Source organism: Spiroplasma sp. Moj (assembly GCF_016082285.1).
Taxonomy (GTDB): domain Bacteria; phylum Bacillota_I; class Bacilli_A; order Mycoplasmatales; family Mycoplasmataceae; genus Spiroplasma; species Spiroplasma phoeniceum.
In genome coordinates, this window is sequence record NZ_MQTY02000016.1 from 1 (window position 1) to 13,873 (window position 13,873).

Sequence of the window (13,873 nt, forward strand, 5' to 3'; positions counted from 1 at the left end):
AGATTCCTATAATTTCTATTTTAAATATATTTTATAGGAATTTTAAAATAACTAGGTTATGCAAGAAGTCTATTATTNTTTTCNTNNGANTTTTTTNTTTTAAANGNATATTTTAACTAATATCAGGTTCATTGGAGTTTGTTATTTCCCCTTCCATTCTTTCATATGATTGATCTTTATTACTTTGTTTAAATAATTTTATAAAACCATTAATTGCATTGTCAATTGTGGAAGATGTTTTGTTTATTAGAATTTCCATTATTCTTGAATGATTTTCTATTAACTTTTTATGTATTTCATCAATTTTTACTTCATTTAGTTGATTATTTTTATTAGCAATAAAAGTAAATATTGAAGAAATAATTGTACTTATGAATGATAACGAAGCAACAATAACGGTAACTATTTCTCCCGTATTCATTTCTACTTCCTCTCTTATTTATACTTTTATTATAACTTCTAACAGTTTTACACTCATATATTAACTAAAAAATAATATATTTCCTTATTATTAATCATATTTATTATAATTATTTCTTCTTTTGTTTTAATTTTATATATAAAATTCCTCCCTTTTCTTTAAAATCATAACTGTCTTCAAAATTGTTTTTTAAAAATAATGAAAATTTATTATTTTGTGCCCCATAATTTTTGAGATTAAAATCTGGAATTTTTCGAAGTAAATTTTCAATAATTATAGAAAACTGAGTAAACCTATCATTATTTTTATCATTTTCTTTAATTATTGAATTTACTACCTCAATTAATTTTTTTTACCTTCTACTTTTTAAAAATTAATATTTCCGACGTAAACGCTCATTATCGCGTTGCTTAATTGTTTCTCGTTTATCATAATTCTTCTTCCCACGAACTAAAGCAATTTCTAATTTAGCATAATTATTTTTAAGATATAACTTTAATGGTACTAATGTTAAACGTTCTAATTTAATTCGTTGCAAAATTTTTTTAATTTCTTTTTTATGCAAAAGTAATTTTCTAGTCCGATCAGCATCTGGTACATATGATGTTGAAAATTTATATTGAGCAATTATCATATTGATAACAAAGACCTCATTTTTTCGAATAATAACAAAGGCCTCATTAATTAATACATCATTATTACGAATTGACTTAATCTCACTGCCTGTCAAAACAATACCAACTTCATAGGTTTCAATAATTTCATAATTATACCGTGCTTTTTTATTAACTGTAATTGTCAACATTAATATCACACCTCCTTAATCAACTAGTTCAAAATCAATTTGCCGTAATTTTTTACTTGCTTTCTTTACTCTAATTCGTACTTTTTTTCCTAAAAAATATTTTTTTCGTTTCCGTTCTCCAATTAATTTTAAACTTTTTTCATCAAAAACGTAATAGTCATTTTTTAAATCAGTAATATGAACCAATCCTTCAATTGTATTTGGTAATTCAACGAAAATTCCAAACGAAGTAATTCCAGCAATAATGCCATCATATTGATAGCCAATTTTATCTTCCATATATTCAGCTTCTTTCATTTTGTCAACTTCTCGTTCACATTCCATTGCCCGTAATTCTGCAAGGGATGACTGTTGACTAGCATGACTAACAAAAGTACGCGTTTGTTCTAAATCAGTAATTTTAACTTTTCCTTGAAATAAATATTCTTTTAATAAACGATGAACAACTAAATCGGAATAACGCCGAATTGGTGAAGTAAAGTGCGTATAACATCAAGATGCCAGTCCAAAATGGCCATCATTAATAGCACTATATTTAGCTTTTTCCATACTTCGTAATACTAAAGCTGAAATAACTTTAAAATTTTCTTTATCCTTTAACTTATTTAAAATTTGCTGTAAATCTTTAGAATGAATATTTTCTAACTTTCCTTTAATATTTAAACCTAAATAAGATAATTGCGTATACAAATCAAACAATTTTTTTGGTTTTGGCTTATCATGCACACGATAAACAAATGGCAAATCCATTCAATAAATTGTTTCGGCTACCGTTTCATTAGCGCGAATCATAAAACTCTCAATCAATTTTTCTGCATCAGCACGCTCTCGCACAACAATATCTTTAATCTTACCATTTTTATCAACAATAAACTTTGGTTCATCTAAATCAAAATCAACAACCCCATCATGTTCTTTTTTTAAAACTAAAATTTGATATAACTGTTGCGCTAAAAGCAACATTTGAGCAATTTCACCTGAGATTTGATTTTTTTCTTGGCAGAATAACTTATTAACTTCATCATAAGTTAATCGCGCTTTTGAAATAATGACAGCTTCATAAATACTAGAATTAACAACATGTCCCTGCTTATTAATTTCCATTTCACAAATTAATGTTAATCGTGGTTCAAAAGGATTTAACGAACAAATCCCATTACTTAATTTTTCTGGTAACATTGGAACAACCCGGTCAATTAAATAAACTGAACACCCTCGGTCAAAAGCTTCTTTATCAAGATAACTATTCTGTGCAACATAATGTGCAACATCAGCAATCGCAACCAATAATAAATAATTACCATTTTGATTTTTTTTAACTAAAATAGCATCATCAAAATCTTTTGAATCATTCCCATCAATTGTAACAAACATTTCTGCTTGTAAATCACGGCGTGATTTATCTACTAACATTCTTGCAACATCAACATCTTGTTTAATTTGATTGGCTTCATTTAATGTTTCTTCATTAAATTTAGTACGAATATTAAATTCATGTAAAATAGCCAAGACATCAACACCGACTTGATTAGTATTACCAATGATCTCAATGATTTTAACTTGCATTAAATTGTTTTTACTATTAATATTTGTAATGATTCCCTTTACAATTGTATTTTCAATTGCATCAGCTAAATTAATAATTTTAGCACGATATTGCGTTAATTTATTATTTAAAATTTCTAAATATTTTTGTTGATGACGATTCTTTTTAATAACTCCAACTACATATTCATTATTTCGCTTCAAAACTTTAATTACTTGTGCTTCTGCTTTTTTAGAATTATTAATATTTTTTTGTTTTTTTAAAATAAACAAAACTTGATCTTGGTCTAAGGCATTATTTAAATCATCTTGTTTAACATAGTATTCTTTTTGGTTTTCACTAATTTTAATAAAACCAAAACCTTTTTTATTAATGCTAATAACTCCTCGTAAATAAATTTTTGGATCAAAATAATAAAACCGATGTTTTTGTGTGACCTCAATAATATTATCATTTTCTAATTCAACCAAAACTTTTAACATCATTTTATTATCATTAATTTTATTAATATCTAATAACTGTGCTAATTCAATCGTATCAATTGGTTTTGTTTGTTTTTTTAAAATAGCTACAATTCGATCGTGCATATACCTTTCCCCCTAAATGAAAAAAGAGACATTTTTAAATCTCTTTTCAATTAATGATATTTTTAAAGATTTAATTATTACAATAGAACTTTTGTTAATAAATTTATCAATAATGTAATAACTAATAATGTTGAACCAAATGCTAACATAAAAATAGATAATGTTCGATCTAACCCACGTTCTTTACTATTAGCAAATAATTCATCATTACCACCATTTAAAGCACTTAACCCTGTTTGTGCTTTTTTGTTTTGTAATAAACCAATAACAATCATAATAATTGATACAATTAAAGCAATTATTTCAAAAACATAAATAATTGTATTGGCTACTTGTGGTTCAATTGCTAAAAACATCATACTTGATAGGTTCATTAAAACATCCCTCTCTAAATTAAATTATGTTCCTATTAATTAATAATACTATAAAATTACCAAAATTATTGTATTTTAAATTAATTTTAATTATTTTTTTCAAGGTTATTTAAATAATGATAAATTTCTCCGGTATTATTGCTGCTAACTACATCGTATGCTAAATTTAAAATCGGAGTTGGACTATGTTCCATTGCAATTGCATAAGGTAAAATTTCAAACACAGAACGGTCATTATAATTATCACCAAAATATAAAACATTCTCTAATTTAATTTCACGTCCTTGCCTTTGATTTAAAATATCAATTAAATGTAAAATTGCTTGCCCTTTATTTGAATTACCATGTACAATATCACATCCATATTCAGACAGTGGTTCAACATTAATATTTAAAAATTGTTTTAAAGCTGTATGCATTTCTTGAAACATTATTTTGGATGAATGCTTTGCAACAATTTTATTGGCTATTCTAATATCATCAAAGCAGAATGGTTTTACTTGCTTCATTCCATCTAAAAATGCACCTGGTTTTGATTTAATTTTTAATAATTTTTCACCCGCACAATATAAATTATCATCATCTTGATATGAAATTGTAAAATCACATTGATATTTTATTAAAATATCAATTACAATAACTAAATCCGAAACTGGCATTAAATTACTATAAATTGACTTATTGTTTTTAGTATCATACACTAAAGCACCATTAGCACCAATAACATATTGACAATAATTCTTAATTTTTAATTCTCTTGTGTAATTATCAAAACCAAGGGGCATTCGTCCTGATGCAATTGATACAGCAATCCCTTTTGCTTGCAATGCAAGTAATTTATTTTGAACAAGAGTTGGTAATTTTTGCTTATCAGTAATCAATGTACCATCAACATCAGTAACAATTAATTTAATTTGATTACCATTAATTTTTAACATGACAACCTCATCTTCTATTTTAATATTGTCTTATAAAGATAATCAGCAATTCCTGCCGCATTATTATCTTTTGCAGTTACTGCAAAAGCAACTTCTTTTAATTGCGGTGTAGCATTGGCTAATGCAATTCCATATTTTGAATTTTTAATCATCTCATAGTCATTCATTTGATCACCAAAACACATAATTTCATCTGAATCAAGATGGTGATTTTCTTTATGTTTAAGTACTTCAATTAATTTTAAAATTCCCTGTCATTTATTAACATTTTTAGGAATAATCTCAATAAACCCATATCCCGTAACTTCTGTCTTTAATGTTTTACTGACCGCAATTTGTTGTCGTAACCAATTTTGTTTTTGTTCATCATGACAAGAAATTACAACCTTACGCATTTGCGGAATTTCATTTCAATCTAAAACAATTGCTTTAATGTCAGTATTACGAAATAAAAAAAGATCATCTTTAATAATGCCTGATTGTGAAACATAAGCTTCTTGTTCATTAAGTGGTGCTAAATAAAAATCATGACCAAATTCTCGAACAATATTCATTGCTCATAATGTATCTTGATATGAAATTATTTCATCATAGACATATTCTTTTGTTTTTAAATTTAAAACAGCCCCACCATTAGCACCAATAACATACGGACAATGGTCAAGAATTCCTAATGTTGTTGCATAATCAGATAAACTACTAGAAACCCGTCCTGAAGCAATCGTTACTAAAATACGCATTGCTTGAGCCTTTTTTAAAGCCTCAATATTTATAGTTGGAATCTTTTTATCTTTATCAGTTACTAATGTTCCATCAATATCACACACGATCATTTTTACTATCATTACATTGCCTACCTTCTTTTAATATTACTTAGTTTATCATATAAGTAGTCTCAGACATTATCATTTTATCATGTTTTATTTTATATTTATAATTAAGAAAATTAAAACAAAAAATCTCAAAAAAGAGATTTCTATTTTCGTATCTAACTAATAGGTTCAACTTCATCAGCAAGAATTTTAACAAATTCTTGTTCAACTTGCAAAATTCCACCAGCAATACTTAATTTATATTCTTTATTATTAACTTTGTATGTCATTTCAGATGGAACAATTGTTGAAACAAGAGGAATATGACCATACAAAATACCCATATATCCCGTAATTGTTTTCACTGTTATAATATCAACTAAGCGATTAACAATGACACCCTGTGGTGTAATAATTTTTAAACTAATTTGATTCGCCATTTTAATTATGTTTTAAAGCTTCGGCGGCTTTAACAACCTCATCAATTGTTCCAACATATAAGAATGCTTGTTCTGGTACATCATCATATTTTCCTGCTAAGATTTCTCTAAAAGCACGAATTGTTTCTACTACAGGGACATATTTCCCTGTTTTTCCAGAAAACTTTTCAGCTACAAAAAAAGGTTGTGATAAAAAGTTACGAATTTTTCGTGCTCTTGCAACAACTAATTTATCTTCATCTGATAATTCATCCATCCCTAAAATGGCGATAATTGATTGTAATTCTTTAAACTTTTGGAGGATTTCTTGTACTCCTCGTGCTACTTCATAATGTTCTTCACCAACCACTAATGGGTCTAATAATCGAGACGAACTTCCTAATGGATCAACTGCTGGATAAATTCCTAATGCTGCAATTTCACGGTCTAAGACAACCTTAGCGTCTAAATGAGCAAATGTTGTTGCAGGAGCTGGATCAGTTAAATCATCCGCTGGCACATATACTGCTTGGACAGAAGTAATACTTCCTTTTTTTGTTGAAGTAATTCGTTCTTGTAATGCTCCCATTTCGGTTGCTAATGTCGGTTGATAACCAACTGCTGATGGCATCCGTCCTAATAAGGCTGATACTTCAGAACCAGCTTGGGTAAAACGGAAAATATTATCAATAAATAATAAAACATCTTGGTTTTTATCATCACGGAAATATTCAGCAATTGTTAATCCAGTTAAAGCAATTCGCATACGAGCTCCTGGTGTTTCATTCATTTGCCCAAAAACCAAAGCTGTTTTATCAATAACACCAGCTTCAATCATTTCATAATATAAATCATTACCTTCTCGTGTTCGTTCACCAACACCAGCAAAGACAGAAATTCCTCCATGTGCTTTTGCCACATTATTAATTAACTCTTGTACTAGTACTGTTTTTCCTACTCCAGCACCACCAAACAAACCAATTTTTCCCCCCTTTGCAAAGGGAACTAATAAATCAACAACTTTAATGCCTGTTTTTAAAATTGCAGCTGTTGTTTGTTGTTCTTCATATGATGGTGCTTCACGGTGAATTGGACGCATTGTCTTTGTCTTTGGCTGTGGTTTTTCATCAATTGCTTCTCCAAGAACATTAAATATACGCCCTAAAACCTCTTCACCAACCGGAACTGTAATTGGCGCTTTTGTATCAATCACATCCATTCCCCTAACCATTCCTTCTGTTGGTCCTAAGGCAATTGCCCGTACGGTGTCATCACCAATATGTTGAACAACTTCTAAAACTAACTTTGTACCATTATTATTAACCGTAATAGCATTATATAATTCAGGCAAATATTCTTCCGTAAACCGTACATCAACAACAGGTCCTAACACCTGTACTACTTTTCCATTTTTTTCCATTTTTTAACCACCTCTTAATTTTCTTGCGCGCCAGCCCCAGCAACAATTTCTGTAATTTCCTGTGTAATTGCTGCTTGACGCTTACGGTTATATAATAACGATAATTTTTCTAACATTGCATTTGCATTATCTGTTGCATTTTCCATTGCTACTCGCCGTGAGGCTTGTTCTGAAACCTGTGATTCAACGATTGATGAAAATAAAATGGTATTTAAATACATTGGCACCGCATTTTCTAAAATCGTTGATGGATCTGGTTCAAATTCGGTAATAACATTAATGTGTTTTGGTTCTTCATGTTGTATTACCTTAATAATTGGTAACAATTGTAAAATTGTTGGTTCAAAAGTTACATTATTAATAAATTTTGTATAAGCAATTTTAATTTCATCATAAGTATTTCCATTAAAACCAGATAAAATTTCTTGTGCAAACTCACGTGCATCATCATAAGAAAAATTAATATCAATATCTTTTCTTGTTTGCATAATTTCATAACCTTTATGGGCATAAAATGTTTCTGCTTTAGAACCAATTGCAATAATACAATCACTTTTTCGTAATTGTTGTAACACCAACTTATTAATATTAATATTATAACCACCACATAAACCTAAATTTGAATTAACAATGATTCAACAAGTACGTTTACTATCTTTTATGCCATCTTTTTTTTGATAAATTGAATCATCTGCTTTACTAATGATATCATTAAAAACAGTATAAACTTCAGCAAAATATGGTTTTGAATTAGAAATTCGTTTACCAACTTTTTTTAATTTTGCTGTCGCTACCAATTTCATTGCTTGTGTTATTTTAGATGTTGAAGTAATTGAAGTAATTTGTTTTTTTAAATCTGTTCCGACTGCCATTTTGTCCTTTTAACCTTTATTGTCCTAATTTTTTCCACTCTTCAATTTGTCCAAACATTTCTGGTTTATAATCAGCAATTTTATTGGTAATTTTTTTAACAACATTAATAATTTCATTATCAATATTAGTCATTAAGGTATCGCTATAGGCTTTGGCCTTTGCTAATTCAGTATAGTATTTTTTTGCTTTTGTATTAAAATATTCAATTATTTCTTCTTTAAATTCTTGAATTTTATCAACTGGAATTCAACGAATTCTTTTTTTCTTAACTGCTAATAAAATGATTGCTTGGTCAATTTGTGAAAGCGGTGAATATTGTTTTTGTTTTAAAATTTCAATTACTCGTTTTCCATGTTCTAATACTTCTTTTGTCGCATCATCCAAATCAGAACCAAATTGAGCAAAGGCTTGTAGTTCACGATATTGTGCTAATTCTAATTTTAATGAACCAGCAACTTGTTTCATTGCTTTAATTTGTGCTGTTGACCCTACTCGTGACACCGATAATCCCGCATCAACCGCAGGATGAATTCCAGCATTAAACTGATCATTATTTAAGAAAATTTGCCCATCAGTAATTGAAATAACATTAGTTGGAATATATGCTGAAATATCACCCGCTTGTGTTTCAATAATTGGCAAAGCAGTAATACTTCCGCCTCCATATTCTTTTGTTACTCGCGCGGCGCGTTCTAATAACCGACTATGTAAATAAAAAACATCACCAGGATATGCTTCACGACCAGGTGGACGGTGTAATAATAGTGCCATTGTTCGATAAGCAACAGCATGTTTTGAAAGATCATCATAAATAATAATGACATTTTCACCAGATTCCATCCATTCTTCACCAATAGTAACACCAGTATATGGTGCTAAGTATTGTAATGGCGCTAATTCACTTGCTGTGGCTGAAACAACTGTTGTATATTCTAATGCACCAGCAGCTCGTAATTTTTCGACAATTTGTGCAACAGTTGATGCTTTTTGCCCAATTGCAACATAAATACATTTTACATTTTTACCTTTTTGATTTAAGATGGTATCAATTCCGATTGCTGTTTTTCCTGTCTGGCGATCACCTATAATTAATTCTCGTTGTCCTTTCCCAATGGGAATCATCGCATCAATTGTCATAATTCCCGTTTCCATTGGTTCATCAACTGATTTTCTAGTCATAACACCAGGTGCAATTCGTTCCACAGGACGTGTTTTTGTTGCTTTTAATGGTCCTTTCCCATCAATTGGTTGTCCTAATGCATTAACAACACGGCCTAACAACGCATCACCAACTGGCGTTTCAACAATTTTTCCTGATCGACGAACTTGATTACCTTCACGGATTGTTGTATCGTCACCCATTAAAACGGCCCCAACAGAGCCTTCTTCTAAGTTTAATACCATTCCATAAATTTCATTCGGAAAAATTAGCAATTCACTCATCATTGCATTGTCAAGACCATCAATTAAAGCAATTCCATCACCAACTGTCACAACAGTTCCTTCTTCATGAATTTCAATTTTTTTACCATATTCTTTAATCTGTTTTTTAATTATTTCGGAAATCTCATTTACATTTAAAGCCACTTTTTCACCCCATCTTCTATTTATTATATATTGCTTTTTGTCGCATTGTTTCTAATTGTCCTGCAATTGAACCATCAATAATTTCGTGCTTAATTTTAATCCGAACTCCGCCTAATAAAGATGGATCAATTTTGTTAACTAACTCAATATGATAGCCAAATTTTTTACTTAATTTTGTTTCAATTGTTGTAATTTGTTTTCTTGTTAATGGTTGGGTTGAATAAATATTTCCATATTGAACATCATAACTAATATTTATTAATTTTCTTAAACTTTTAAAAATTCTTCTAACATAACAAAAAGCTTCACGATCAATTAATAAAAAAAGGGCATTTAAAATTAATGGATCAATAACTTTTTGAAATGGTTTTGCTAAAATGTTCTTTCGTTCTTCTTTTGCAATATCAGCATTCATCATTAACTTAATATAATCTGGTTCTTGTTTAAATAAATCTACGATTATATTACTAACTTCTAAAAAATGATCAATTTTTTTGGTTTCAAGCGCCAAGTCCATTAAAGCAGCTGCATAATTATCAATAAATTTTTCACTAACTAACATAACTTACTACTCTAATTCTTTGATAAACTCTTCTACCAATTTTTCATTTTTTTCTTTATTAATTTCTTTGCTTAATAATTGCTCAGCTGCATTAAAAGCAACATTAATAATTGATTTTCGAATATCATCATAATATTGCTCTTTTTCTTTTTGAATTTCTTTATGGGCCTGTTCATTTAACTGCATAACTTCAGCTTTTGCTGTTTCTAAAACTTGATGACGTTTTGCCTCTGCTTCAGTTCGAGCCGCAACAATAATACTATTTGCTTCTACCTTCGCTGTTGTTAACAATTTCGATGCTTCTTTTTGATCAATTGTTGCTTTTGCTTGTTTTTCAGCAGCATCTTGAATTAATTCTCGAATTTTATCGCGACGAGCCCGCATTGCTTTTCGAAATGGATTATAAACTCATTTTGATAATAAAATTAATAAAATAATCGTCGCAATAACATGCGCAATAAAAACCCATAGATTAGGAAATAATTGATTAATAATTTCTGCTGGTTCAATTGGTTTTGACATTAATCACATTGTCATGGACATTTAAGCCTTTTTTCTTTCCAACTTTTTACTTTTCATTAACCAGTAACAAATGCTAAAATAATCGCAATAACTAATGCATAAATTGACCCTGATTCAGTAATCGCAGCAGCAATAATATATTGTGTTCTAACTTTACTTTCAACTTCTGGGTTTCGAGCAATTGCTTCAACAGCTTTTCCACCAGTATACCCTTGTCCAATTCCTGAACCACAACAACCAATGGCAGCTAATCCTGCACCCAATAATGACATTCCCTTTGTAAAACCATCATTAATTCCGGCCATAAATCATATTGTCATCATATTCGATAGCAAATCTATTGTCATAAAATTTATCATATTATAATTCTCCTCTTCCTTAACAAATATATAATTTTATTTTAATCCTTTTTTAGCCATTTAAATTAACATTTTTAATTTTTTGTTCTTTTTTTAACTTAATTATCTTTTCGTTTTTATCTTTGGTTTCTGTTTTCATTTCCATTGCCCAATAGGCAATTGTTAAAATTGCAAAAATATATGCTTGAATTAAACCATCAAAAACATCAAAATAAATACTTAAAAAAGGTAAAAATACACCAGCTAATAAATCAACAGGCCCAATATAAGGAATCTGTCCTCAAATAAAGCTCATTAAAACTGTAAACAAGGTAATAATAACTGTTCCTCCCAAAATGTTTCCAAATAAACGAAATGAAATTGAGATCAAAGGAACAAATTGGGTTAATAATTCTAATGGATTGACAAAAAACTTTTTAAAATATACTAGTTTTTGATATTTAATCCCAAAATAATATATTCCAAAAAAGGTAACCAATCCCATTGATAATGGAACAGTATAAGCTGTTGCAAGTGATTCGAACCCAACAACACTCATTAAATTTCCAATCCCAATATACAATAATAAGTATATAACATAAACTGTTAAAAATTTATATTTTGGTCCCATCAAATCAACAACTTGTTTTTCAACTCACTTAATTGTAATTTCAGCAAAAAGTACTAAACCAGTTGGAATATCGGTTGGACCAAGTTTTTTTAAGCGTTTATAATAATCTATTGATAAAAGCATAATAATAAAGGTAGTAATAACTATCGTTACTAATTGCGGTAATAAAATTGTATAACTTCATGCATCCATTCCACTTTTATTTGAATCAGGGATTAAATCCATTGCAAGAAATTGACCAAAGTTACTATTCATTGCCATTTTTCTTTTCCTTTCTGCGTTGATGAATGGGAAATTTAACATTTGCAAATAATGATGAAAATGGACATAAACTAATTCCAACAATTATTGTGTAGATACTAAAAAAACTAGTATTCTCAGCATAAATAACTATAGGTATAGCATAAATCACTAAGCGAACTAGGTACAATAAGATAAAAAAGTACTTATTTAAACTTATACTTAACAATCATCCAGAAAAACAAATGATTAAGAAACCTATAAGAGAAAACAAATACCCCAAAACTAATCCTGTGTATAAAGTTCAATCTCGTTTTAATGTCAAATATATCATCGTCAATACTATTAGTATTCCCAAAAACATTATTAAACTTATTATTGACAGTTTATATTTTATACCTTTAAAATGATTTTTTCAATTTAATTTATTTTTTTTATTTAGTTCCAAAAATACGGTCTCCAGCATCACCTAGACCAGGAATAATATAACCATGTTCATCTAAACGTTGGTCTAATGCAGCAACATAAATATCAACATCTGGATGATGCTCTTCAATACATTTTTTTCCTTCAGGTGCAGCTACCAAACATACTAATTTAATATTAGTTGCTCCTCATTCTTTAACTTTTTGAATTGCCACATTAGCACTGCCCCCTGTCGCTAACATTGGATCTAAAACTAAAACATTTGCTTTATTAATATTTTCTGGTTTTTTGGCAAAATATTCATGTGGTTCTAAGGTTTTTTCATCTCGGTATAATCCAATATGTCCAATTTTAGCGTTTGGGACTAAATTAGTAATTCCATCGACCATCCCCAAGCCTGCTCTTAAAATTGGAAATAAAACAATATCATTTGCAATTTTATATCCCTTTGTTTTTGCTACTGGTGTTTCAATTTCAAATTCATTTAATTCAATATTTCGAAATATTTCATACGCCATTAATTGCGCAATTTCATCTAAATTTTCTTTAAAGACCTTTGAATTACTCTCTTTTTTGCGCATTCTTGTTAATTTATCCAAAATTAACGGGTGTTTTATTACAGTAAATGACATTAATNNNNTTNNNACATTATTGTGAATTTTTTGTATTCCTTGATAACCACTGTCAACTATTAATTTGGTATTTTTTTGTGAAAACCATATACATTTTAGACCACTGATTTAGTCTTTAAATTAGAATGGAGATTAAAATGAAAAAGTATATGGTAACAAGCATTCCAACTGAAAATGAATTATATTCATTACAACGAAAAATAAAAAAATGATATTTACAACAAAAACTTACAAAAGAAATAAATTATATTTATCAAAATGTCATTAATTATTTTAATTTATGTCAGAAATACTATTTATATGAAAATTCACTAAATAGCTTAATTAAATTATTTTATAAGTCAAAACAAACTTTTTATAATTGAGCTAAAAAGATTCAACTTTGTCTTAAAGAAAAATTAAATTTTCTGGTTTTAGCTAAAAAACCAACGAGACCAATTAAAATTAATAACCATTATTCAAAAACTTACAAAATTGCTGTTGCAAAAATGATGAAAAAATATCGCCAAGAATATGGAACTGGAATTTATGAATTTTATAATTTAACTTTAGCTGGATTTTTCACATATAAAAATGAAGTAATTAAACATAACATTAAAACTTTAATGAAATGAAATAAAGAATTTAATAATTTTTATCCTAAAATAAAAACAAGAAAATTAGGATTTATAAACGTTATGAAATGCATGAATTAGGTCATCTACAACATGATATTAAAATTCTGACACCAAATATGACTG

Annotated in this window: 17 protein-coding genes; 1 reads left to right on the top strand and 16 read right to left on the bottom strand. The window is 28.6% G+C overall.

The features are described from left to right. Window positions 1-112: 112 nt before the first annotated feature. The 16 genes from BST80_RS01470 to upp all read right to left on the bottom strand — a co-directional run bounded on the left by BST80_RS01470 (window position 113) and on the right by upp (window position 13,133). Complete coding sequence (locus tag BST80_RS01470; protein WP_400248649.1) at window positions 113-421, bottom strand: hypothetical protein; 309 nt, start codon at window positions 419-421, stop codon at window positions 113-115. Between the two features lie 373 nt (window positions 422-794). Beyond that, window positions 795-1,226, bottom strand: a complete 432-nt coding sequence (smpB, locus tag BST80_RS01475) for an SsrA-binding protein SmpB (RefSeq protein ID WP_415745643.1) — start codon at window positions 1,224-1,226, stop codon at window positions 795-797. A gap of 15 nt (window positions 1,227-1,241) precedes the next feature. Further along, complete coding sequence (rnr, locus tag BST80_RS01480; protein ID WP_415745644.1) at window positions 1,242-3,359, bottom strand: ribonuclease R; 2,118 nt, start codon at window positions 3,357-3,359, stop codon at window positions 1,242-1,244. Between the two features lie 77 nt (window positions 3,360-3,436). Further along, on the bottom strand, window positions 3,437-3,733 hold the full coding sequence (gene secG, locus BST80_RS01485) for a preprotein translocase subunit SecG (RefSeq protein ID WP_400248652.1): 297 nt from the start codon (window positions 3,731-3,733) through the stop codon (window positions 3,437-3,439). An 86-nt stretch (window positions 3,734-3,819) separates the two neighbouring features. Beyond that, window positions 3,820-4,671, bottom strand: coding sequence for an HAD-IIB family hydrolase (locus BST80_RS01490; protein WP_415745645.1), 852 nt, complete (start codon window positions 4,669-4,671; stop codon window positions 3,820-3,822). Between the two features lie 14 nt (window positions 4,672-4,685). Then, window positions 4,686-5,516, bottom strand: coding sequence for a Cof-type HAD-IIB family hydrolase (locus BST80_RS01495; RefSeq protein ID WP_415745646.1), 831 nt, complete (start codon window positions 5,514-5,516; stop codon window positions 4,686-4,688). A gap of 143 nt (window positions 5,517-5,659) precedes the next feature. Continuing rightward, entirely contained in the window at window positions 5,660-5,923 is a 264-nt protein-coding gene (locus BST80_RS01500; RefSeq protein ID WP_004028348.1) for a FoF1 ATP synthase subunit delta/epsilon, read from the bottom strand. Between the two features lies 1 nt (window position 5,924). Beyond that, window positions 5,925-7,322, bottom strand: a complete 1,398-nt coding sequence (gene atpD, locus BST80_RS01505) for a F0F1 ATP synthase subunit beta (protein ID WP_415745647.1) — start codon at window positions 7,320-7,322, stop codon at window positions 5,925-5,927. 14 nt (window positions 7,323-7,336) lie between these two features. Then, window positions 7,337-8,194, bottom strand: coding sequence for an ATP synthase F1 subunit gamma (atpG, locus tag BST80_RS01510; protein ID WP_415745648.1), 858 nt, complete (start codon window positions 8,192-8,194; stop codon window positions 7,337-7,339). Window positions 8,195-8,210: 16 nt separating this feature from the next. Further along, on the bottom strand, window positions 8,211-9,782 hold the full coding sequence (atpA, locus tag BST80_RS01515; protein ID WP_415745649.1) for a F0F1 ATP synthase subunit alpha: 1,572 nt from the start codon (window positions 9,780-9,782) through the stop codon (window positions 8,211-8,213). A gap of 16 nt (window positions 9,783-9,798) precedes the next feature. Continuing rightward, window positions 9,799-10,344: a F0F1 ATP synthase subunit delta gene (locus tag BST80_RS01520; RefSeq protein ID WP_348735607.1), complete on the bottom strand. Its 546-nt coding sequence runs from the start codon at window positions 10,342-10,344 to the stop codon at window positions 9,799-9,801. Between the two features lie 6 nt (window positions 10,345-10,350). Next, on the bottom strand, window positions 10,351-10,881 hold the full coding sequence (gene atpF, locus BST80_RS01525; protein WP_415745650.1) for a F0F1 ATP synthase subunit B: 531 nt from the start codon (window positions 10,879-10,881) through the stop codon (window positions 10,351-10,353). Between the two features lie 41 nt (window positions 10,882-10,922). After that, on the bottom strand, window positions 10,923-11,225 hold the full coding sequence (gene atpE, locus BST80_RS01530; RefSeq protein WP_004028354.1) for an ATP synthase F0 subunit C: 303 nt from the start codon (window positions 11,223-11,225) through the stop codon (window positions 10,923-10,925). A 52-nt stretch (window positions 11,226-11,277) separates the two neighbouring features. Then, window positions 11,278-12,096 (bottom strand): F0F1 ATP synthase subunit A, encoded by an 819-nt coding sequence (locus BST80_RS01535; RefSeq protein ID WP_415745651.1) that lies wholly within the window; start codon window positions 12,094-12,096, stop codon window positions 11,278-11,280. Continuing rightward, window positions 12,083-12,541 carry an MG406 family protein gene (locus tag BST80_RS01540; RefSeq protein ID WP_415745654.1) on the bottom strand — a complete coding sequence of 153 codons (459 nt, stop codon included), beginning with the start codon at window positions 12,539-12,541 and terminating at the stop codon, window positions 12,083-12,085. The genes BST80_RS01535 and BST80_RS01540 overlap by 14 nt, the downstream gene beginning before the upstream one ends. Further along, window positions 12,510-13,133 carry a uracil phosphoribosyltransferase gene (gene upp / locus BST80_RS01545; protein ID WP_415745652.1) on the bottom strand — a complete coding sequence of 208 codons (624 nt, stop codon included), beginning with the start codon at window positions 13,131-13,133 and terminating at the stop codon, window positions 12,510-12,512. The genes BST80_RS01540 and upp overlap by 32 nt, the downstream gene beginning before the upstream one ends. A gap of 125 nt (window positions 13,134-13,258) precedes the next feature. Here upp and BST80_RS01550 point away from each other — a divergent pair, with 125 nt between their 5' ends. Further along, window positions 13,259-13,828, top strand: coding sequence for a hypothetical protein (locus BST80_RS01550; protein ID WP_415745653.1), 570 nt, complete (start codon window positions 13,259-13,261; stop codon window positions 13,826-13,828). Window positions 13,829-13,873: the final 45 nt, after the last annotated feature.